Origin of the sequence: Chryseobacterium sp. RR2-3-20 (assembly GCF_017808115.1) — a bacterium.
In the GTDB taxonomy this organism is placed as follows: domain Bacteria; phylum Bacteroidota; class Bacteroidia; order Flavobacteriales; family Weeksellaceae; genus Chryseobacterium; species Chryseobacterium oryzae.
The window spans coordinates 1-23,228 of record NZ_JADQBD010000030.1; the positions used below are offsets into that span (position 1 = coordinate 1).

The 23,228-nt window shown below is 33.5% G+C and carries 21 protein-coding genes; 7 read left to right on the forward strand and 14 right to left on the reverse strand.

Translation table 11 applies throughout. The annotated features are described in order from the left end of the window. Positions 1 to 230: 230 nt before the first annotated feature. The 6 genes from IV513_RS08550 to IV513_RS08575 all read left to right on the forward strand — a co-directional run bounded on the left by IV513_RS08550 (position 231) and on the right by IV513_RS08575 (position 5,820). Positions 231 to 1,313, forward strand: a complete 1,083-nt coding sequence (locus tag IV513_RS08550; RefSeq protein ID WP_209390159.1) for a tyrosine-type recombinase/integrase — start codon at positions 231 to 233, stop codon at positions 1,311 to 1,313. 190 nt (positions 1,314 to 1,503) lie between these two features. Then, positions 1,504 to 1,836: a single-stranded DNA-binding protein gene (locus IV513_RS08555; protein WP_209390160.1), complete on the forward strand. Its 333-nt coding sequence runs from the start codon at positions 1,504 to 1,506 to the stop codon at positions 1,834 to 1,836. 26 nt (positions 1,837 to 1,862) lie between these two features. After that, positions 1,863 to 2,318 carry an HRDC domain-containing protein gene (locus IV513_RS08560; RefSeq protein ID WP_209390161.1) on the forward strand — a complete coding sequence of 152 codons (456 nt, stop codon included), beginning with the start codon at positions 1,863 to 1,865 and terminating at the stop codon, positions 2,316 to 2,318. 94 nt (positions 2,319 to 2,412) lie between these two features. Next, a complete protein-coding gene (gene hisS / locus IV513_RS08565) occupies positions 2,413 to 3,780 on the forward strand; it encodes a histidine--tRNA ligase (RefSeq protein ID WP_209390162.1) in 1,368 nt (455 codons plus the stop codon). Positions 3,781 to 3,937: 157 nt separating this feature from the next. After that, complete coding sequence (locus IV513_RS08570; protein WP_209390163.1) at positions 3,938 to 4,927, forward strand: aldo/keto reductase; 990 nt, start codon at positions 3,938 to 3,940, stop codon at positions 4,925 to 4,927. A gap of 92 nt (positions 4,928 to 5,019) precedes the next feature. Continuing rightward, complete coding sequence (locus IV513_RS08575; RefSeq protein ID WP_209390164.1) at positions 5,020 to 5,820, forward strand: bifunctional 2-polyprenyl-6-hydroxyphenol methylase/3-demethylubiquinol 3-O-methyltransferase UbiG; 801 nt, start codon at positions 5,020 to 5,022, stop codon at positions 5,818 to 5,820. A gap of 51 nt (positions 5,821 to 5,871) precedes the next feature. Here IV513_RS08575 and IV513_RS08580 read toward each other — a convergent pair whose 3' ends face one another. The 4 genes from IV513_RS08580 to IV513_RS08595 all read right to left on the reverse strand — a co-directional run bounded on the left by IV513_RS08580 (position 5,872) and on the right by IV513_RS08595 (position 8,870). Continuing rightward, entirely contained in the window at positions 5,872 to 6,114 is a 243-nt protein-coding gene (locus IV513_RS08580) for a YtxH domain-containing protein (RefSeq protein ID WP_209390165.1), read from the reverse strand. A 102-nt stretch (positions 6,115 to 6,216) separates the two neighbouring features. After that, on the reverse strand, positions 6,217 to 7,056 hold the full coding sequence (locus tag IV513_RS08585; protein ID WP_209390166.1) for an isoaspartyl peptidase/L-asparaginase: 840 nt from the start codon (positions 7,054 to 7,056) through the stop codon (positions 6,217 to 6,219). A gap of 69 nt (positions 7,057 to 7,125) precedes the next feature. Next, positions 7,126 to 7,944, reverse strand: coding sequence for a GLPGLI family protein (locus IV513_RS08590; protein ID WP_209390167.1), 819 nt, complete (start codon positions 7,942 to 7,944; stop codon positions 7,126 to 7,128). Positions 7,945 to 7,985: 41 nt separating this feature from the next. Then, on the reverse strand, positions 7,986 to 8,870 hold the full coding sequence (locus IV513_RS08595) for a cyanophycinase (RefSeq protein WP_209390168.1): 885 nt from the start codon (positions 8,868 to 8,870) through the stop codon (positions 7,986 to 7,988). A gap of 201 nt (positions 8,871 to 9,071) precedes the next feature. Between IV513_RS08595 and cphA the strand changes: the two genes are divergently transcribed. Further along, entirely contained in the window at positions 9,072 to 11,699 is a 2,628-nt protein-coding gene (cphA, locus tag IV513_RS08600) for a cyanophycin synthetase (protein ID WP_209390169.1), read from the forward strand. 59 nt (positions 11,700 to 11,758) lie between these two features. On the opposite strand, the gene IV513_RS08605 is transcribed toward cphA, so the two are convergent. The 10 genes from IV513_RS08605 to IV513_RS08650 form a co-directional block, all read right to left on the reverse strand. Continuing rightward, on the reverse strand, positions 11,759 to 12,943 hold the full coding sequence (locus IV513_RS08605; RefSeq protein ID WP_209390170.1) for a hypothetical protein: 1,185 nt from the start codon (positions 12,941 to 12,943) through the stop codon (positions 11,759 to 11,761). 75 nt (positions 12,944 to 13,018) lie between these two features. Next, on the reverse strand, positions 13,019 to 13,852 hold the full coding sequence (locus IV513_RS08610; RefSeq protein ID WP_209390171.1) for a type 1 glutamine amidotransferase: 834 nt from the start codon (positions 13,850 to 13,852) through the stop codon (positions 13,019 to 13,021). Between the two features lie 32 nt (positions 13,853 to 13,884). Then, positions 13,885 to 15,003, reverse strand: a complete 1,119-nt coding sequence (locus tag IV513_RS08615) for a carboxylate-amine ligase (RefSeq protein ID WP_209390172.1) — start codon at positions 15,001 to 15,003, stop codon at positions 13,885 to 13,887. Between the two features lie 25 nt (positions 15,004 to 15,028). Continuing rightward, positions 15,029 to 15,982: a RimK family alpha-L-glutamate ligase gene (locus IV513_RS08620; RefSeq protein WP_209390173.1), complete on the reverse strand. Its 954-nt coding sequence runs from the start codon at positions 15,980 to 15,982 to the stop codon at positions 15,029 to 15,031. A 36-nt stretch (positions 15,983 to 16,018) separates the two neighbouring features. After that, positions 16,019 to 17,410: a TIM44-like domain-containing protein gene (locus tag IV513_RS08625; protein WP_209390174.1), complete on the reverse strand. Its 1,392-nt coding sequence runs from the start codon at positions 17,408 to 17,410 to the stop codon at positions 16,019 to 16,021. 18 nt (positions 17,411 to 17,428) lie between these two features. Then, the gene (locus IV513_RS08630; protein ID WP_209390175.1) at positions 17,429 to 18,517 is read right to left on the reverse strand and encodes an SPFH domain-containing protein; all 1,089 of its coding nucleotides are present in this window, start codon (positions 18,515 to 18,517) and stop codon (positions 17,429 to 17,431) included. Positions 18,518 to 18,541: 24 nt separating this feature from the next. Beyond that, entirely contained in the window at positions 18,542 to 19,255 is a 714-nt protein-coding gene (locus IV513_RS08635; protein WP_209390176.1) for an alpha/beta hydrolase-fold protein, read from the reverse strand. Between the two features lie 62 nt (positions 19,256 to 19,317). After that, entirely contained in the window at positions 19,318 to 20,529 is a 1,212-nt protein-coding gene (locus tag IV513_RS08640) for an acetyl-CoA carboxylase biotin carboxylase subunit family protein (RefSeq protein WP_209390177.1), read from the reverse strand. Between the two features lie 141 nt (positions 20,530 to 20,670). Further along, on the reverse strand, positions 20,671 to 22,086 hold the full coding sequence (locus tag IV513_RS08645; RefSeq protein ID WP_209390178.1) for a M17 family metallopeptidase: 1,416 nt from the start codon (positions 22,084 to 22,086) through the stop codon (positions 20,671 to 20,673). Between the two features lie 11 nt (positions 22,087 to 22,097). Further along, positions 22,098 to 23,222: an alpha/beta hydrolase gene (locus IV513_RS08650; protein WP_209390179.1), complete on the reverse strand. Its 1,125-nt coding sequence runs from the start codon at positions 23,220 to 23,222 to the stop codon at positions 22,098 to 22,100. Between the last annotated feature and the right edge of the window lie 6 nt (positions 23,223 to 23,228).

A 23,228-nucleotide genomic window follows, 5' to 3' on the forward strand; every position in this document is an offset into this window, starting at 1 on the left:
AATTAATGTTTTCAAAGTGAATGATAAATTTACCATATTCTAAATAAAATTTATTTAATTCACTCATTGTGCGGTTTTTTGGATAAAATTGCAGGTAACTCCCAAATATACGAAAGTTTTAGAAATTAACAAGAAAAAGTTATATTTTATTAAAGCTTTGTTAGAGAGATAATTAAATGTAATTTTTATATTTGTTATACAAAATACGCAATTCGTATTTTGTATAACTTATGGAAGGTTCTTCAACTGATTTTCATACTGACTTTTTTCAAACTGAATTGGGAAGTCACAAAGATAAAAAAGTGATATGGGTGAAATTTGAGAAAAATTTTAACCTTATCAGAATTCTCAAGCAAACCACAAAATCTTTTTGGAGTAATTCTCAAAAATGCTGGTATGTTGCCGATAATAATTTTAACAGAAGTCTGTTCGGAATTGAAAAACAAGTTATCGGGAAAGATGTTTTGATGAAAATTGGCACTATTAATTTACCTGAACTAAAACGTTTTCAGGAACATATTATTCTTAAAGGTTACAGCCAAAATACGCTAAAAACCTATACTGTAGAATTTGCACAACTGCTTTATATCCTTAAAGATTTCCCTGTTCAGAGTCTGTCTGTAGAAAAAATAAGGAGTTATTTGTTGTATTGCCATCAGACTTTAGAATTGTCAGAAAATCAAATTCATAGCAGAATGAATGCTCTGAAATTTTATTTCGAAAAAGTTTTGCGAAGAGAAAAAATGCTTTTGGAAATTCCAAGGCCTAAAAAGAAACAAATTTTGCCAAAATATCTGGATCAGGAAGACATCAAAAATATTTTGAAAGTTACCGAAAATCCAAAACATCGACTTGTCATTAAGCTTTGTTACGGAATGGGACTTCGTGTAAGCGAAATCGTCAATTTAAAAGTTGAGGATATAAGCAGTAGTAAAAAACGGGTTTTTATCGAAAATTCTAAAGGTAAAAAAGATCGTTACGTAAATCTTCCGGATAGTGTTTTAGATGATTTAAAAGTTTATCAAGAAGAATTTAAGCCTCAAAAATATCTTTTTGAAGGACAATACGGAGGTCAGTACACCATAAGAAGTGTACAGCAGATTTTCAAAACTGCAATGAAAAAAGCTAAAATTAATAAAACGGTAGGTATACATGCACTAAGACACAGTTACGCAACTCATCTACTAGAATTTGGTACTGATATTTCTCTAATTCAAAAACTGTTAGGACATAATGATATCAAAACCACTCTTATTTACACCCATGTAGCTAAATCTGTTAAGAATGTACAGTCTCCATTAGATAAAATTTAATACTATCGTTTTTTTTTTTTTTTTTAAAGTTGTTGATAATTAGCAATAAAACCATTTTCAAACGTTTACAAACGTATTTAAATGTTTTACTACCGATTAATTTTTTTCAATCTCGCAATCTTTGCAACAGAGATTAGAGAAAACAGTGAACGTCTCTTATCTGAGTTTAATAATTTAAAAAAATAAAGTTATGTCACTAAGAAACAAAGTAACATTAATTGGTTACACAGGAAAAGAGGTTGAAATGATTAACTTCGAAAATGGAGGAATAAAAGCTTCGGTATCATTGGCTACTAACGATCATTATACCAATGCAAAAGGCGAAAAAGTAGAAGAAACTCAATGGCACAGTTTGGTTGCGTATGGGAAAACAGCCGAAATTTTTCAGAAATATGTTCCTAAAGGAAAAGAAATCGCTATTGAAGGTAAAATTACCTACAGATCTTACGAAGATAAAGACGGTACAAAAAGATATATTACCGAGATAAGAGTAGAAGAACTGCTTCTTTTAGGGAGTAAATAATCTATGAACTTTAAAATCATAATAACATGAAAATTAAAGTTTTAAAAATCCGAATTGATGATGAGCATCTGTTGGAAGATCAAAAAATAGTTGATATTTTTTTGAAATCTCATGAAATTATTAAAGCTGAAACCGCATTCGTTCAGAATGAGCAGTTCTGGTCTGTTTTGATCTACTTTAATAATTTGGAAGATGTTACCAAAACAACAATAAAAGAGCCTAAAAGTTTGAAATATTCCGCAGAAAATGAAGACTTAAACAACGATGAAATAGAAATTTTGGAAGCTTTGAAGCTTTGGAGATCCGAAAAAGCAAAAGAACAGAATCTTCCCACTTATTTTAGTGCAACCAATAAAGAATTAATTTCTGTAGCAAAATACAAACCGGCAAAGAAAGAAGAGCTTTTAGACATTAAAGGTTTCGGAAAACATAAGATTGAAAATTATGGCGAAGAAATTTTGGAAATTTTAGACAGCGTTTAATCATCAAAAAATTTACTTGTGAAGTTTTTATTGATTTAAAAGTCCCTGCGATTGCTTATTTTTGCAGTTAATAATAATCAATCATTTATAAAAAATGAAGCCAGGTTTAGCAAAAGGAACCAGAGATTTTACATCGCTGGAAGTTTCAAGAAGAAAATACATCATCAATATACTACAGAAAAATTTCGAGCTCTTTGGTTTTCAGCCTTTGGAAACACCAAGTTTCGAAAATCTTTCAACACTCACCGGGAAATATGGCGAAGAAGGAGATCGTCTTATTTTTAAGATTCTGAATTCAAGCATTAATGAGGCTAAAGATGATAAAAAAACGCAAATGCTTAATGATTTTCAAAGAGCGTTAGAAAAACCTTTCAGCTCTGAAAATCTTACCGATAAAGCTCTTCGTTACGACTTAACAGTACCTTTTGCAAGATTTGTCGCCATGAATCATGGGAAATTAACATTTCCATATAAACGTTACCAAATTCAACCGGTTTGGAGAGCAGACCGACCTCAAAAAGGCAGATTCAGAGAATTTTACCAATGCGATGCAGATGTTGTAGGAAGCGAAAGTCTTTTGCAGGAAGTAGATTTGGTACAATTATATCTAAAATCTTTTGCTGAACTAAAAGTTTCAGTGACAATTCATATCAACAACAGAAAAATCCTTTCAGGATTAGCAGAATATGCAGGAATTACCGACAAACTAATCGATTTTACTGTAGCTCTAGATAAATTAGATAAAATTGGTAAAGAAGGAGTGGTAAAAGAACTTTTAGAAAGAGGAATTGCTCAGGATTCTATTAATAAACTGGATTTCCTTTTTAATCAATCTGATGATGCTTTAGAAAATCTTCTTCAGTTGAAAGAAAAATTTGCAGGCAATGAAATTGGCTTAAAAGGTGTTGAAGAACTAGAATTTGTTATTACCCAATCTTTAAATATTGGTGTTGATATTCAGAATCTTGTTTTTGATATTACTTTAGCTCGTGGTTTAGATTATTACACGGGAGCAATTTTTGAAGTGAAAGCAGACGAAGCACAAATGGGTTCTATCGGCGGAGGTGGAAGATATGATAATCTTACTGAAGTTTTCGGGGTGAAAAACGTTCCGGGAATTGGGATTTCTTTCGGTCTTGACAGGATTTATTTGGTAATGGAAGAACTGAACCTTTTCCCTGAAGAAGCCACATCTAATGTTGAATATCTCTTTGCAAATTTTGGTGGTGAAGAAACTATTGAAGCTTTAAAATTGATTATTCAGTTGAGAGAAAAAGGAATTTCTGCTGAACTTTATCCTGAAAATGCAAAAATCAACAAACAATTCACTTACGCTGAAAAGAAAGGCATAAAAAATCTTGTTTTTTTAGGCGAAGAGGAAATTAAAAACAGAACGGTAACTTTTAAAAACCTTGAAATTGGTGAACAAAAGACAGTTTCTCTTGATGAGTTTTTAGGTTAAATTCTAAAATAAAAAATATAAATGTAATCGCTTTTCTTAGAATGAGCGATTTTTTTGTTCACTTAAAACTCAATCAGCTTTACTAAATTTTAAAAATAGGAAACTACAATCTGCACGAAGTTTGTACTCTTTTAGAAACACTAAACAAATATTGATTATGAGTAAAGACATTTTACGAAAAGAACACGAGCTGGGATTAGGTGGAGTTGCAATAGGAACTGCTTTCGAAAAACTGACGGATGAACAGTCGTTCGAAATTTTAAATAAAGCCTGGAATGAAGGAATAAGATATTACGACACTTCTCCATGGTATGGGCTTACAAAGAGTGAGAGAAGATTTGGAGAATTTTTAAAGACGAAAAAACGAGGAGATTTTGTTTTCTCTACCAAAGTGGGAAGGCTTTTTACAGAAGTTTCAGCAGACGAAGTCCCAAAAACAATGTGGAAAGATCCATTGAATTTCGATTTTGAGCATAATTATACTGCAAATGCAATTAAAAAATCTATTGATGAAAGTTTAAAAAGGACGGGTTTAACTCATATCGACATTGTGTATGTTCACGATTTATCCGAAGATCAGGTAGGAGACAGGTATGATTATTTTTTGGAACAGGCTAAAAAGGGAGCTTTTAAAGTTTTATCAGATTTAAGAGATCAAGGGATAATTAAAGCCTGGGGAATGGGTGTTAATAAAATAGAACCTATATTAGATTGTCTGGAATGTGCAGATCCAGATATTTGCTTATCTGCCACACAATATTCTATCTTGGAACATGAAGACGCTGTAGATAGATTGTTACCTGCAGTAAAAAAAGCTGGTGTAAAGTTAGTTTCCGGAGCGGGATATAATTCAGGATTTATCAACGGGAGAGATCGGTATAATTATAAAGATGTTATTCCTAAAGGAATGACAGAGAAAAGAAATCAGATTTCAGAAATTGCTTCGAAATATAATATTAGCATTGTAGATGCTGCATTACAGTTTGTTTTGTCTGCCGACGAATTTGCATCCATAATTCCCGGAGCCAGCAAACCGGAACAGGTAAAAGATAATATCAAAGCTTGGAAGAAAGAAATTCCTAAGCAATTCTGGCTCGAACTTAAAGAAAAAGGATTGGTGTATGAAAAAGCACAACTTCCTATATAATTGTAATTCTAAACCTGCTTCGATGCAGGTTTTTTTTATGTGGAACATACAAATAAGTTTATAAATTTCTTATTTTTACAAGAAAAGTAAAAATGGAAGATTACCTTGAAATAAACAGAAAATCATGGAATGCAAAGGTGGATGCACATCTTCAGTCAGATTTTTATTTTGTGGAAGAATTTTTAAATGGGCGTACCTCTTTAAACTCCATAGAATTAGAACTGTTGGGGAATATTGAAGGTAAATCTATTCTTCATCTTCAGTGTCATTTTGGTCAGGATTCAATATCACTTTCAAGAATGGGAGCGAACGTTACAGCGGTAGATCTTTCGGATAAAGCAATCGAAGGCGAGAAGAATCTTGCTGAAAAGTGTAACCAAAAAGTAGAATTTATTTGCTCGGATATTTATGATCTACCGAATGTTTTAGATAAGAAATTCGACATTGTATTTACAAGCTATGGAACAATAGGTTGGCTTCCTGATCTTGAAAAATGGGCAAAAGTTGTAAGTAAATATATAAAGCCGGGCGGCGAATTTATTATGGCAGAATTTCATCCTGTGGTTTGGATGTATGATGATGATTTTGAAAATGTTTCTTATAACTATTTCAACGAAAAGCCCATTGCTGAAACATACGAAGGAACTTATGCAGATTTTTCAGCCGATATTGTACAGGATTATGTAATGTGGAATCATTCTCTTTCTGAAGTTTTTCATAATTTAATTAACGAAAATTTGGAAATTCAAATCTTTAAAGAGTTAGACTGGTCGCCTTATCCATGTTTTAAACATATAGAAGAATTTGAAAAAGGCAAATGGCGAACAATAAAATTTGGGAATAAAATCCCAATGGTATATGCCCTAAAAGCACAAAAAAAGTCATCGAATTGATGACTTTTTCTGTATATATGAATTTTTTGAATAATATATATATCGTAGATTTTAAATGTTTGAAGCTGTATCTTCTACTTTAGTTTTTGCTTCATCAAATTTGTTCTGTGCCTGAGAAACAACATCATTGGCTTTGTCTTTTAGATCATTACCCCATTTGTTGATGTTATCTTTTGCATTATTAATCTTATCTTTCACCGCTTGTTGTTGTTCTGGAGTAGATTTTTTGTATTTCCAATACGCTAAAGCACCTAATCCTAATAAAGCTAAAAGTCCGTTTGTTTTATTTCCCATGATTTCTGATTTTTTAATTGTTATTTTTAAATTTATTAATAATAACTATGTAAAATGTGTGCCAAAAAACAAAAGGGTAATAATAAAAAAATGTTAATTTTATTAGAATATTTCAAACTGATTTCCATCGTAGCTTGCAAATACCATTGTAGGATAAGACTCCTGATGGTATAGATTTCCGTTTTTATCTATGGCAATGGCACCCGCAAAACCGTCAATAGTTTTTAATTCGGTAAATGTTTTATCAAAAGCTTCTTTTAAATTTAAGCCATCTGTAACTCGGGTTACTATTTTGGCAGCCGTTGCATTGCTTACAATATCTTCGCCTACACCGGTACAGCTTACGGCACAGAATTCGTTGGCGTAATTTCCTGCAACAGTGGCAGAATCTGATATTCTTCCGGGAATTTCGAAACCTTTTCCTCCTGTAGAAGTTGCCACTGCAAGTTTAAAATCTTTATCCAAAGCGACACAGCCAACTGTTCCTTTTCCTCCATTTTTTAGCTTTTCTTCATATTCTTTTCTGCGTTGAGGAATTTCTGTAGAAAAGTTTTCGAATCCGTTTTCAGAAGCGTATTTTTTGGCTCCGCTTCCGCCTAAAACTCTGTCGTCTTCTTTCATGAGTTTCTGGGCTACAAATATTGGGTTTTTTACATCTTCAATATTAATTACTCCGCTCATTTTTTGAGTAGTACCGTCCATTAAGGCTGCACTCATTCTTATAACTCCATCACTTTGAATTTGCGAACCTATTCCTGCATTAAAAAGTTCATCATCTTCCAGAAGAGATACCGCATACGCAACCGTTTCTACTGCCGAATGATTTTTTAAATATTCAAAAGACTTTTCAACAATACTTTTTAAAGAGTTTTGCTTGGCAATCTTTGTGTCTTTACTTTGGTCGCTTTCGGAGAAAAATCCTCCGTGGATGATGATTTTCATAAGAATTTTTTTGAGAGATGATGAGTAATATAGTATTTAAGCCAAGCTCAATACAATTAAAACTGAAGATTAATTAGGATAAGGAATAGCTTTATCCAGTTCAATAGGATAATAATATTTTTTTATATTTTCCTGTACGAATTTCCTCTGTTGATCCAGCTGTTCCTGACTTGTTATTTTACTTCCGTTAATAATAATTGTACCTCCATTTTTCAGGTTGTTTCTCATTTCAGAAACAGGATCATGATAATAATCGAGTTTTACCTTGTAAAATTGTTTTAAATTTACAGAAACCGGTTTTATTCCATAATGAGTTTCTAAAAAATTGCTGGTATCGAAAGTTTCATTAAGGTTTGTGCTTTTTACCAGTGAGTATTCAAAATTGTTTTTGTCGTCACTCAGTTGAAAAATTAAACCGGGAAGTCCACGAAATTTATATGGTCCTTCCTGGAATAGTATACTTGGACAAAACCAGGCGGTCCAGTTTCTGCCACCAAAATTGGTGGTTGCTTTTTGCAAAGTATATTCACCTACTTTTTTGGTGTCATTATCAATTTTCCAAATCATTTCATCTTTGGAGCTGATTACAAAGTAATCAAACATATTGTCGTGAAAGGCTTTGTTTTCAAACGTATTAATTTTCCTTAGAATGAGCTGGTCTGTTTGTGTATTTGTTTGATAATTGTGTCCCGTTTTTTTGCTTAACGAGTCATTTTTAATAAAATCATAATCATAAAACTTTACATACTCTTTGTCAATATCCAAAACCATATTTGTTTTGGGAATTTGGGAGTTAGATTTTATTTGCAACTCATAAATGAATCTATGGGTTTGCGAAAAAGATTTCACAAAAAATAGTAAAGATAGAATGAAGATAATTTTTTTCATTTTCTACTGCTAACCAAATTTCAGCGGAATTTCACCCAATTTTATGTCTGCGGAATAGGATTAAACTGCGAATTTTCTATAGTAAGAGTTTTGGTTTTAAGATCATAATGATCGTTCATAGACATTACATGTACAATAAGATTATCAATAGAAATTGGCTCTCCCAAATTAATATTGGTAAGATTGGTATCTTTAATAAATCTTCCGTCTACAATAATTACCAGTCCAGATCCTACGGCTGTCATCACATCATTATGAATAAAAAGCCCGGTATCTTCTCCTAAACCAATTCCCAAAGTTCTGGGATTATTTACAACAGCCTGAAAAAGTCTGCCAATTCTTCCTCTCTGTACAAAATGGGTATCTACAATTACATTATCTATAAGACCAAGTCCTTGCGTAGTTTTTATTTCACCTTTAAGCAAGGCTTCCGAACTGCTTCCTTGATAAATCATGTTTTCTGAAGCAGCAGCTGCACCGGCAGAAGTTCCGGAATAAATAAAATCCTGCTCCTGATATTTAAGCAAAATAGCATCGTGAAATCTTGTACCTCCAAGTATGGAAGTTAATCTCAGCTGATCTCCACCGGTAAACATCACCACATCTGCTGCATTGGCTCTTGCCACAATAGCATCAGAGTTGGCTTCTTCGCGGTTGTGGATATCAAGAATATTCACATTTTTTGCTCCCAAAAACTCGAAAGCTTTTTTATATTCTGCTCCCACAATTTGTGGAATTTGCGAAGCAGTTGTAATTACTTCTATAATAGAATTCTCTTTATTTTTAGATTCAGTAATGATTTTTCTTAAAATTCCGCGCTCGAAAAAGTTTAGATTTTTTTCTACATTCTGATCATAATCGGTTTCTGTAAAGCTGCCTTTATTCACAGCTCCGCCGATAATAATTAATTTTCCAACAGGTTTCATGGTTGCAAAATTAAAAAATTATAATTTGATGATGAAATTTATTGATGTTTTTATCGGAATGAAATTGATTTGTAACCTTTTACCGAATAAATATATTTTTTCGTAAATCTTCAAAAGAATTTAATATTTTTTTCATCTTTTGCACTATCTTTGATATGAAATGATGTTTTTATTAATGATAAGAAATTACGGAACTAAACTATGAAAATTGAAAAAATACAGGCACTTCGAGGTCCAAATATTTGGAGTATAAGAAGAAAAAAATTAATCCAGATGAGACTGGATCTTGAGGAAATGGAAAATTTCCCCACCAATAAAATTGAAGGTTTTAGAGAAAGAATAGAAGAACTTTTACCGTCCCTTATAGCCCATCGTTGTTCGGAAGGTGTAAGAGGTGGTTTTTTTCACAGAATTGAAACGGGAACTTGGATGGGACATGTGATAGAACATATTGCTCTCGAAATTCAGACTCTTGCAGGTATGGATACCGGTTTCGGAAGAACAAGAGAAACCAAAACTCCAGGTGTTTATAATGTGGTATTCGATTATATCGAAGAAAATGCAGGAATTTATGCCGCAGAACAATCTGTTGCCATTGCAGAAGCATTAATAGAAAATAAAGAATACGATATTAATGCCTGTATTCAAAAATTAAAAGAAATCCGTGAACGCGTAAGATTGGGGCCTTCTACGGGAAGTATTGTAGAGGAAGCCGTTTCGAGAAAAATTCCTTGGATTAGATTGGGTAATAATTCTTTGGTTCAGTTGGGTTATGGGGTAAATCAGGAAAGGTTTCAGGCTACAATTACCGGAAAAACAAGTTCGATTGCCGTAGATATTGCATGTAATAAAGAACTTACCAAAAGAATGCTTCATGATGCCGCAATTCCTGTTCCTATGGGAGATCTCATTATGGATGAAAGCGGTTTGAAAAATGTTGTTAAAAAGATAGGATTTCCCGTTGTGATAAAACCTTTGGATGGTAATCATGGTAAAGGTTCATCTATTAACGTAAATGATATTGAAGCAGCTTTAATAGGGTTAGAACACGCTCAGAAATATTCTAAAAAAGTTATTGTTGAAAAATATATTACTGGCTACGATTTCAGAGTTTTGGTTATTAATAATAAAATGGTAGCTGCGGCCAGAAGGGTTCCGGCACATGTTGTGGGTGATGGAGAATGTAATATTCAACAATTAATTGATAAAGAAAATGAAGATCCTAGAAGAGGATATGGGCACGAAAATGTGTTAACCGACATCAATGTAGATAAAGATACTCTAGAATTATTAGACAAACTTCATTATACATTAGAAACTGTTCCGCAAAAAGGAGAAGTAGTCTATTTAAAATCAACAGCCAATCTGTCTACAGGAGGAACATCTATAGACGTAACCGACATGGTTCATCCTGAAAATATTACAATGGCTGAAAGAATTTCGAAAATTATCGGTTTGGATGTTTGCGGAATCGATATCATGGCAGAAAATCTTACTCAACCTTTAAAAGAAAGCGGCGGAGCTATTATTGAAGTGAATGCAGCTCCTGGTTTCAGAATGCATCTTGCTCCAAGCGAGGGGCTTCCAAGGAATGTTGCGGCGCCTGTTGTAGATATGCTTTATCCGCCGGGAAAACCTTTTACAATTCCAATTATTGCGGTAACAGGAACCAATGGTAAAACAACCACAACAAGACTTATCGCACATATCGTAAAAAGCAATGGGTACAGAGTAGGATTTACAACTTCCGATGGTATTTATATTCAGAATACCATGCTCACAAAAGGAGATACAACGGGTCCTATTTCGGCTGAATTTATTTTAAAAGATCCTACCGTAGAATTTGCTGTTTTAGAAACGGCGAGAGGTGGTATTTTACGTTCTGGTCTAGGTTTTGGGCAATGTGATATTGGAGTTTTAACCAATATAAAAGAAGATCATTTGGGGATGAACGATATTCATAATCTTAAAGACCTTACCAGAGTAAAAAGAGTTGTTCTGGATAGTGTTAAGAAGAACGGATGGAGTGTAATGAATGCAGATGACGAATATTCTATGAGGATTATTAACGATTTGCCAAGTCAGGTTGCTTTATTTAGTTTGGATGAAAATAATGAATACATTAAGAAATTCGCAAAAGAAGGCAGAACAACCTGTGTTTATGAAGAAGGTTTTGTGACGATTAAAAAAGGCGATTGGAAAATAAGAATTGGCAAAGCAAAAGATTTCCCGATTACCATGGAAGGAAAAGCTAAATTTATGATTGCGAATATTCTTGCAGCAAGTTTAGCATGTTACCTGTATGGTTTTGGGATTGAAGATATTTCTAATTCTTTAAGAACATTTATCCCAAGTGCACAGCTTACTCCGGGAAGACTTAATGTTTTCAAGTTTAAAAACTTTAAGGTTCTTATAGATTTTGCACACAATCCTGCAGGATATGAAGCTATTGAAGATTATCTGAAAAATGTTGAATCTACCAAAAAAATAGGAATTATCTCTGGAGTGGGAGACCGAAGAGATGAAGATATTAAACTTTGCGGAACTATTGCCGGAAGAATGTTCGATTATATCATCATTCGCAACGAAAAACATCTTAGAGGAAGAACTGAAGAAGAAATTAACGGATTGATAATTGACGGGATTCAGGCATCCGGAAGAGATGTAAGCTACGAAATTATCCCTAAAGAAATTGAAGCTTTGAAACATGCGATGAGCATGGCAGAAGAGGGTACTTTTATTACAGCATTAAGTGATGTTATCTCTAATGCAATAGATTTGGTACAAGATTATCAGGCAAGAGAATTGCTTGAAGATGGCAAAATATAAATACAAAACGGCGGCATCGAAGATGCCGCCGTTTTTTCTGATTATTATTTCTGAGAGATTTATTCTTCAGCAAAAAATGCAGTAGAACTTCCAATCCAGATGGCATCTTTTTTATTGAAATCTACATTTACCATAGCTGCTTTCGTCATTCTTCCAAGATTTTCAATAAGAATAGGGTAGTCGTCATTTTCTCTCCAGATATACAGTAAACGGATTTCAGCTTTTGAAAATTCTCCGTTAATATCTTCAAAAATAGGTTCGTAATTTACTTTTCTCTGTAAAATATAATTTTCTTTATCCTGTATAGCATCAGTAATTTCTTTTGTGGGATTTAGATTAACTCCGCTTCCTGCAAAAGAAAATAAAGGCTTCAAAACAAAATTTTCAAGATTTTCATCTGCTGGAAATTTATGTAGGAAATAACTTTTCGGTACAAACTGATGATTCAGCATCGGTAAAAGAAATTTAGAAATTTTGAAAAACCAGTTCGGATGGGTAATCCATTTTACATCGACATCTTCACGAAAATCAAATTCAACATTAAGATTAGGTATTTTATCTAATTCGTCGAATATTACTCGGTTATAGATTCTTTTAATTTCAATTTTCTTTCCTTCATTTTCATAAAAAAGTTTTTTGCCTTCTTTTTTTACTTTGGTAAGACAAACTGTTTTTATGCCTAAAAGTTTTTCAGTTAAAACAAAATCGATTAAAGTTTTTTGTTTTTCCGGAAAAATCTCCAGTAAAATTACATTTTCAGGATTTTCTTCTCCTATAATTAATTCTGATAAATATTTTTTTAAATCTTCTGAAGTTAATTCATTTTGAAGATCCGAAAGAAAAGGATAAACTTCACAAAGGGTATCTTCGAAAACTTTTTGGAAAGCGAATAGAGAAGGAAATGCCTGAAGTTCTATCAGCTGAGGTTCTATGTTTCCGTTTTCGCTTCGGCAAATTCCAAAGTCGATTGTGAAAAAATGCGGCTGTAGAGTATCATTGGGAACTTTGCAATTCTCCGGAATAGCTTTTTCAAGGGTTCCTTCAGGTAAATTTTTAATCTGTTCGATAATGCTGTTGCTTGCATCCAGCAATTTAGCCTCAAATTCTTTAGTTAAGAATAAAGGACTTTCTGAAAGCCTGAAACTTGGCTGAATACCACTTTTTTCCATCAAAAGTCTTTGAACTTCCTCATATTTTTGCGGAGAAAATTCTTTATTAAACTGTTTTCTGTATTTGGAAATCATATTTTTTCTTCTTTTTTGTGATTTAAAAAATCGAGCAGTAATTTGCTCGATTTTTGTTTAATTTTTATTTCTTGTTCAGACTAAAATTTCATTTTTTTTTAAAATGTTTCTTTTCGCTGAATGTAAAAACCGAGGTAAAATCTGAGCCTGAGTGAGAATGATTTTATCTTCATCATTCATGCGGTCTACTGTTTCAAGATACTTTTCCATCCCGAAATTTTCGATCATGGCTTCTTTATTTTTTTCGTCTTTAAGATTTTCTATCATTCCTGCAGGATTCGCTTCAGGATGAAACTGTGTGCCAAAAATTTCATCAGAAAAACGAATAGCCATTACCGCTCTCTCCAAATTTATATGAGGTCTGAATTTTTCGATGGCAACAATCTGCATTCCGAGTTCCTCAAAACGATCCGTATCTGGTTTTATAAACTGATAAGCTCTGGAATCGACAGCATAAAAAGGATCGGGTAAATTTTTAAACAAAAACTCACTTTTACCTTCTTGCGTTTTATGTACAGGCATTACTCCGAAAGAATAGGATTTTCTTTTGCAGATATCTCCTAATTTCCAATGAATGCTTGCAAGCTGAAAAGAATGACAAATAAGGAAAAGATACTTTTTATGATCATTTTCAAGATTATGGCGATAAACAGAATCCAAAAAATCGGCAAACTTATCTTCCCATGCATGTCCTTCTCTGTGAGGATTTCCAGGTCCGCCAGATGAAATGAAAATATCAAAATCTTCGATATTGGGTATTTCATTTTTAAACCTTACATCAAAAGTTTCTATAGAAATTTCTTCTTTAGATTCGTTTTTAAAAGTTTCTGAAATCTCTTTAATATTTCTAAATCCCTGATTGACATGGTTGTTGTTCATATCCAGCAACGCAATTCTTACCTCTGTCATAACTTTAAAATTTCGGCAAAGTTATTAAAAATTTATAAAGCAGCTTGGCTATGGGTAATTCCGTACTCAGTTTCAGAAATCATGTAATCTACTACTTTCTTCAAATCTCCGGTTTCTTCGTAAATTTTAAGCTGTCGGTCTGCTCCGGTTCCGTTTTCCAGAATTTTCCAGGCATATTCTACTTCTTTTCGGCAGCCAAGATCGTCTACAACATCATCTATAAACTCCAAAAGTTCTTTCAGTAAATCAGGATAAGGTACAGATTCTTCTTTTCCGAAATCTATAAGTTTAGAATGAATTCCTTCTTTAGAAGCCCGCCATTTATTTTCATTTAAAAGCAGTCTTCTATAGCTTCTGAAACTTAAATTCTGCTGATGAAGTTTATAAATTTTAGCCACAAGACTCTGCATAATTGCTGCAAGACATACTGTTTCTTCTATTCTTAAAGGCATGTCGCAAATTCTAAACTCAATAGTAGGATAGAAAGGGTGCACTCTTAAATCCCACCAGATTTTTTTAGCATTATCAATAGTTCCTGTTTTCACAAGAAGATCAACATAACTGTCGAATTCTGAAAGAGAATTGAAAAAGCTTGGAATACCTGTTCTAGGAAATTTTACAAATACCTCTTGTCTGTAAGATTTAAAACCTGTATTTCTGCCAATCCAAAAAGGTGAGTTGGTAGACAATGCATATACGTGTGGTAAAAAATAACGCATTACATTCTGAATTCTTACTCCTTCTTCACGATTAGGAATCCCAATGTGAACATGAAGACCAAAAATTAGATTCCCTCGTGCAACATCACCCATGTCATCTACAATTTTATTATATCGCTCTCCATTGGTAATGGTATTGTGTTCCCAGTTGGAGAATGGGTGTGTTCCTCCGCCAGAAACACGAAGTCCCTGTTCATGAGCTGTTTTTATCAGGTGTCTTCTAAGATTGGTAAGTTCTTCTTTTGCTTCCTGAATGTTTTGGCATATTCCTGTTTCCATTTCAATCATAGATTCGTGCATTTCGTGCTTTAAGTTTTCGCTTAAAACAGCTTTTCCACCTTCTATAATTTTAGAAACATGAGAAATTAAATCGCGGCTTTCCACATCAATTATCTGATATTCTTCCTCGATTCCAATAGTAAATTGATGCATTTTCTTGTGTTTTTTTTAATGATAATTACTTTACAGAATCTTTCACGAATGTACCCCAAGAAATATTTGGTTTTCCGGGAACATATTCTTTAGCTTTTTCTATAGCTAATTTGGCAGCGTGTTCTACAATCCACGCAAAATTTTCTTCTCCAACAGAGTTTTTATCAGCATCCGGGGCAGGATTACAGAAGTCGATTGCATAAGGAATGCCGTCTCTTACAGCAAATTCTACGGTATTAAAGTCGTATCCTAAAGCCTTATTCATCTTTAATGTATAATCGTGGATGGTTTTTAATAATTTTTTTAAATCTTCACCTTCAGTCTGATGTGTGGTTGCATATCTAAGATGATGAGGATTTCTCGGTTCATAAGGCATTATGTGTACATATTTTTGCCCCAAACAATATACTCTGTAATAATCTTGGAATACAATTTCTTCCTGAACCATCATTACAAGCTGCTCGGTTTCGCTGAGTTTATTCCAAAGATCTTCCGGATTTTCTACTCTGTAAACACTTTTCCAACCACCGCCATCGTGAGGTTTCATATATGCCGGAAATCCTACATAATTGAAAATATAATCCCAATCGTGAGGAAATTTAAGGTTTCTGAAAGAGGTTTCTGAAGTATTTTCAGGTCTTTCGTGAGAGGGTAATAAAACGGTTTTCGGTAAAGGAATTCCCAATTTAGACATCAATGCATTATTGAAAAATTTCTCATCGGCACTCCACCAAAATGGATTGTTGATGACGTACGTTCCGTTCAGTGCTGCATTTTTCAGGTATGCTCTGTAAAAAGGAACATCCTGAGAAATTCTGTCGATAATAACTGCATATCCGTAATCTGCACCTTGTTCAAGTTTATCAATATTAACGGGTTCGGCAATAATTTCACCTCCGCCCATTTCGTTTACTTTATCTATAAATGCCCATGGAAAAGTATCTTCCATCCCAAATAAAATTCCTACTTTTTTTGCCATAATCTTATTGTTTATTTTTTGTTTTTAAATTATTAATTATTCAAAATGAGTTAAAACCCAATTTTTACTTTTATCCACAAATGGAGATCCACAGTAGGAGCATTTGTCTAATGTAGTATCATCATACGGTGCAGCACAATTCGGACATTCGTGGCTGTAAGATATTTCTAAAGGTAAAACAGCATCCTTATTTCTGGATAACGTCATGTAAAACTCTTGTGTTTCCAGCTCATTTACTTTTTGTATTGTATTGTTTGCCAATTTTACTTCAGAGTAAGTTGCTGAAATTTTAAATTTAAGATCAATAATATTTCCTTCAACAGAATAATCATCCAATGTTACAAAATTGGTATATAAACGATTGAATATGATACCATTATAACTGTTTTTCATACTGATGAGCTGCGAAAGAGTATTTTCATCTGAAAACTTGTCCAGTTTATCAATTTTTCCTCCCGAAAATACTTCCATAATCTGCATGAAGATATTGGAAGCGATGTCTTCCATCTTCTGAACTGCAAATTCTTTATCGTGAGTAAATAATGATAAAAATTTCTGATCCAGCAATACATCCTGTTCTCCTTCATAATCGTCTTCTTGTGTAATTTCGCATAAAATCCAGTCATAAGCAGCATTATTCATCAGTGTTCCGCAACTGCTGCATCTGCTTATTTCACCTAAATCATCCGATAAAATATCGCCACAATTTGGGCAATTATTACTGGTGTATAGATCTTTGCTTTCTACGTTTTGTTTTCGGATTAAAGTCCAGTATTCAACAATATTTTCTTCGTTGTAATCTTCATTGAATTTTGGATAAATCTCACTTATAAATTTGTCGCGAACCGAAAAAATAAACTCAATATCGGTAACATCATAGCCATTATCTTTTCTTAAATCGGCAACTCGGATATTTTCTATCCTAAGATTACTTAACTCGTTGCGTTGCGAAAGGGTATTCATGATAGAAATCTGGGTATGAAGTCTTTGATACATACCGTCTGACATCCATTTGCGTACATTCTTCAAATCCTTGTTTTGCCAGGCTTTTTGCATTTCGCTGAATGCAAAGGTGAGTTTCTTTTTATCTAATCCGTCCGGTAAAGGAACATCCGTATACTCATCAACAAAATTTTGATTGTTGTCTGTAAGTGTATTTCCAAACATGTTCGGAAATTTTTTCTTTAAATAGAAATAAACAACAATACAGATTACAATAAAAATGATAATTACAACAGGACTGATGGAAGAACTTCCTCCACTTCCTGAAGAATGACCGCTGTAAGAATGACCTGAAGAACTCCAACTGTTTCCACTGCTTCTAGAGCTGCTTCTCCGACTTCTACCACCACCGCCACCAAGTCTTGCGTATAAATTGGGAAGACTGTATAAAAACAGTAAAAATCCGAAATAATACTTTCTTTTCACCTCTGTATTTCTTCTTTTTTAATTATGTAAAGGTGGTGGTGTGTTGGCAAAAAGATTTTTGAGTTCATCTAAACTATTTGCTGAATCCCAATTTGCCATTCCATTTTTCCAAACCTGTGTGGTTGCAGAAAGACTTCCGTTTTGTACCAAAGGCAAGAGCTGATCTAGAGCGAAAGGACCAGTCTGCTGTCCGTTCACCGCCACAAAATATTGTGCAGAAGAAGGTAATGGTGGAGGAGCAGACTGAACTGCAGAAGATGTCTGATTCTGAGTGAAAACTCCAGCCATTGCATTTCCTACACCAATTCCTGCACCAATCCCTGCAAGTCCGCCCTCATTGGCTGCTGCAATTTCTATACTTTGTGCAGCTTTAAATTGAGAAAGTTTCTGCATATCCAATTTGTTTAATCTGGAATATTCAAAAATTTCTTTTTTAAGATCTTCCGGCATAGAAACATTTTCAATTAAAAATTTGGTAATTTCTAAACCGTAACTTGCAAATTCATCATTTAATTTTGTCTGACAAATTCCCGATAAATCTTCAAGATTGGCAGCGAATTTATCAATAGGAATACTTCCGTCTCCAATAGCGGAAGAAAATTTGGTAACGATAATGCTTTTTAACTGTCCTATAACGTCTTCGGTTTCGTAAGTGTCGTTGGTTCCTGCAATTTCTTTGATGAATTTTCCTGCATCAATAACCTTGAAAGCAAAAGTTCCGAAAGATCTCAGCTCAATCATTCCAAATCGGTCGTCATTAAGCACAATGGCATTTTTTGTCCCCCATTTCTGATCGATGAACTGTTTGGTGTTTACAAAAAATACATCTGCTTTAAAAGGACTTTCAAAACCGTATTTCCAACCTTTTAAAGTAGCCAAAATTGGCATATTCTGGGTCTGTAAAGTGTACATTCCCGGGTTGAAAACATCTGCTATTGTTCCTTCATTAAAAAAAACTGCTTGCTGCGATTCTCTTACAGTGAGTTTCGCATTCATTTTAATTTCGTTATTGAATCTCGGAAATTTCCATACTATGGTATTCTGGGAATTATCCGTCCATTCTATAATATCAATAAATTCCTGTTTAAGTCTATCAAATAAACCCATTTCTCTTGGTTGTTGTGTGTTAAATTAATTAAAAAAAGCTTCAATGTAAATAGGAAAAGTCATTCTCCATAAAGGCCAGTCGTGGTTGATCCATTTTTTTTCGTCGTACCAAAAATTGATTCCTTTAGAAGATAAAATTTCTGCCATTTCTACATTTTTATCTCTGCAAATATCTTCGTCTGATGTGCTTAGAACAATGTGCATGTGTTTGTACTTCCAAGCTTCGTCGTTTCTTACAAATTCTCTCGGGCAGTTAAAATAAACGAGCTCGTCCGAATATCCATCCATGAAATTTCTGATACTGAATGCACCGGAAAGACAAAATAAATGAGATACAACATCAGGAAATCTGAATGCAAAATTGGCAGCATGATAACCTCCGAAACTTGCTCCCGCAACAGCAACTCTATGGGATTGATGCATCTTTTGAATGTAAGGAACAAACTCCTGAATTAAAAACTGTACATATTTTTCGTAATTTCTGATTCTTTGCTGAGGCGAAATATTTTCATCGTAAAAACTCCATGCATCAATGGTCTGAATATTATACAGCTTTACTTTACCCTGTTCAACAAAATAATTAATGCTGCTGTTCAGATGAAAGTCGTGATTTTGAGTATATAAACCCTGCGAAGTCGGAAACATGATTATCGGATAACCGTAATGTCCTGTAACTTCTACTTTTAGGCTTGTTCCTAATATATGAGAATAATAATCTGTATGTTCTATTTTTGGCATTTAAATTTTTTTTAAAATGTGTCTTAATAAATAGTTGTGTTAAGTTAATTTCTAAATTAATTCTAAGAGCTCGGTTTATCTTTTGGAGGAAGAATATTAAGCATCTCTAGTTGAATTTTTTCTGCTGCAAAATCTAATCTTTCCTGCACGACATGAGCATCTTTAGACTTGTAAACAATTCCCACATGATAATCTATCGGAATAAACTTTACCGCTTCTTCACATTCAAAATCACTGTAATTTGGTGAAATATCCTTTATTAATGCTACAATTAATCCTGAGTAATAACTTGTTGGTTTGGCAACTTCGTAATTTTTACCTTTTAGTAATGCATCTTCTATTTTTGCCCATTCTCTCCAAATATTGATGTTGCTGGATGCTTCTACCAAGTCTGGAATATGAGCTCCACCAACCCGCGATGAAGTTTCTAAAAAATACCACTTTCCATCTTCTCTATTTCTAATGAATTCGGTATGAGTAGCCCCATTTAGAAGCCCGAAGCTTAATAAAACTTTAGCGTTAACCTCTTCCAAAGCTTTAAATTCATCGGAATATCTGCCCAGTGTTTTTGTCCTGAAAACCCCGCCTTCATGTGAAACCTGCATCGGTGGAGCAAGGTATTTTGAAGCTGAGGTAAATACAATTTCTTTATTGAAAGTTAAACTGTCAACATGATAAACATCTCCTGGTTTGAAGCTTTCTAAAAGGAACAAATGTCTCTCTTCACCCAATTCTTCTAATGCATTCCAAAGTTCTTCCTGAGATTTTAATTTTTTTATACCAGAAGCAGAAGCTTCGGATCTTGGTTTTAAAACCCATGGAGCAGGAACCTTTTCGGTAAAATCCTGAACTTCCTGATCGTTAAAAACAGCCGTAAATTCTGGTACATTTATACCTGAATCTTTTGCTTTTTGCCGCATGGCAAGTTTATCCCGGAAATAACGATGGGTGGTTTGTCCCATTCCCGGAATTCGGAAGGTTTCTCTTATGAGAGCTGCCTTTTCTACATCATAATCGTCGAGAGCGATTACGGCATCTATTTTTCGGCTTTTCATTAAGTGAGAAAACCCCTGAATAAGATGATCGAGATTCCATACCGAAGGTTTTACTTCTGGCATATAAAAAACTTCATCTATTGCATGCCAAGGCCAATTTTTTTCTTTTAAATTTTCGGAAGTAATGAGGATAATCTTATTGCCAAGATTTTTCATTTCGTCCATAAAATCGTATCCTTTGTAATAGCACGAAATACACACGATGGTTTTCTCCTTCATATAGTGATTTTTAAATTTTGTTAAATTATAAAAAATAAAAGCTTTTGTTTGTTAATTATTTAATGTTAAAATTTAATAATTGCTAAGCTTTTTTAAATTTACTAATCAATTATACAGAGAAATTTTGAAAAAAACTAATTTTTAATGATAATTTTCAATTAAATCCGCTAATAATTGTACGCCATAACCAGTTGCTGCCTTTTCTTTTGCATATCCTACATTTCCAAATGCAACTCCGGCAATATCCAGATGTGCCCAATTGGGATGGTTTTCTATAAACTGTTCTAGAAATTTTGCCGCTATAATGCAATCTCCTATAGGCTTCATGGAGATGTTTTTAAAATCTGCAACATCCGATTTAAAATCTTCCATCCAAATATCCCAAAGTGGTAAATTCCAAACTCTTTGATTGGTTTTGTTTCCAGATTTAATCAGTGTATTTTTCAGCTCTTCATTGTTGGAGAACATTGCTCCGCAAGTATCGCCAAACATTCTTACAGAACTACCGGTAAGAGTTGCCAGATCAATAAGAACATCGGTTTTGTAATTTTTGGTAAGATAAGACAGTCCGTCTGCTAATGTCATTCTTCCTTCTGCATCGGTGTTTAGAACTTCTATAGTTTTTCCGTTGTAAGCGGTGATAACATCACTTGGAAGATAGGCATTTTCTGAAACTGCATTATCGGTAATAGGTAGGATTGCCGTAATGTTTATTGGAAGCTGCATTTTTGAAGCATAAATAAGTGCTCCAATTACTGCGGTTGCTCCACCCATGTCAGATTTCATATAATGCATATTGTCTGAAGGTTTAATGGAAATTCCTCCAGTGTCAAAAAGTACACATTTACCTACGAATCCGAAGGTTTTTGCGTTTTTTTCTGAAGATTTGTATTCCAGAATAGTAAATGCGGCATCATAAGCACTTCCCTGATTAACAGCTAAAAAAGCTCCCAAACCAAGACTCTCACATTTCTTTTTGTTGAAACATGTGTATTTCAGATTGTATTTTTTTGCTGTATTTTTTAAAAAATCACTCAGCATATCCGGCTTTTTAAAGTTCGCAGGTTTGTTGAGCCATTCCTGACAGGCAAACTGACCTTCGCAAATCGCTGAGGTTCTTTCTGAAATCTTATCTAGTTTTTTCTGACTGATGTTGCTGAAATGCAATTCGAAAGCATCTTTCCAAAACGGATGATTTTCTTCAAACGGATAGTGGTAAGTCCCTAAGTAAAGTCCTTTAAAAAATTCTTCAAATTGTTTTTCTAAAATAAAATCGGCACTTAGAAGTGTTTTTACAGACTGAATGTTTTTTTTATGTGATTGAGAAAATTTCATTCCGACTTGTTGAAATTCAAAGTTTTCTGAATTTTCTTTTCCTAAGCCAATGAAGTAAATAATACTTTCTTCATTAGTTTGTACAAATACTTCATTCTTTTTCCCGGAAAAAAAATGGACAGTATTTTTATTGTATTTTTTGGAATTGTTTTTCCATGATTCTTCTGTGAAAAGTTCGAATATCTGGCTGTATTGTTTATCTACTTTATTGTATAATTTCATTATAACTAAATTTATTTTTGTGTTTCTTGTTCTTGATGTGGTTTTACTTCCACCGGGTTTTCTGTATTGTTGTAAAAAAGCCATTCAATAGCTCTTGGGAATTCCTGAGACCAGTAAAATTCGCTATGGGAACCATCGGGATTAATGCTGATTTTAAATTCAAAATCGAAAAGGTTTTTCTGTTCCCATTTTCGAAGGTAATTTTCGAAAATTTTTATTCTTTTTACCATTTTTGAACCTTCTTTTTCTCCGCCGTACAAATAAATCTTGGTTTTAAAAGGTGTCCTAAAATTCATCATTGGGAAATTATTATTGGGTTCAACCCACAGAGATGGAGAGAAAATAAGAAGTTTAGAATATACTTCAGGATATAAAAAACCACTATAAATACTGATGAGTCCACCTAAAGAACTTCCGCCAATTCCTGTATGATCACGGTCTTTTTTAGTTCGGTAATGGGCATCAACATAAGGTTTTAAAGTATCGGTAATAAATCTAATGTATTTTTTACCTTCCGAACCGTTTGCAACATGGTCATTATCAAAAATATATTCTTTAATTCTGTCTTCGCTTCCGTGTTCTACAGCAATCACAATAACTTCACCACGACCATATTCGGAAAGTATGGAAAGTTTTTTATCGATTTCCCAATTACCATAAGGACTGCCTTCATTAAATAAGTTTTGAGCATCCTGAAGGTAAAGAACTGGGTAGTTTTTTTCTGAAAAATAATAATCGTAAGGTAAAAGAGCCCAAATCTTACGGTAACGGTCTAACTGAGGAATGTAAAATTCTTCTGAAATAATTTCTACAATTGGGAAAAATTCTTCCTTAAAAGGTCCCCAATTTAATCTCCATTTTTCAACAAAATCTACAGTTTCATGAGAAGATGTTTCTATTTTTCTGTTTGGGGTAATGCTTCCGTATTTGTCGAGTTCTACGTTTTCCCAGCCTCCTTTGGTGAATTTATAATCTATAATCTCCGGAAGTAAATTATTATCGATTGTTATGTTGTAGGTATTGTCCTCAGATTTTTCTAGTTGAAATTTGTAGTCTTTAGGATTCCAGTTGTTAAAATTTCCGGTTATAAAAACAGGTCTTGCATCATTTTCAGCTGTTTTAAGTATAAACTTCATTTCGTG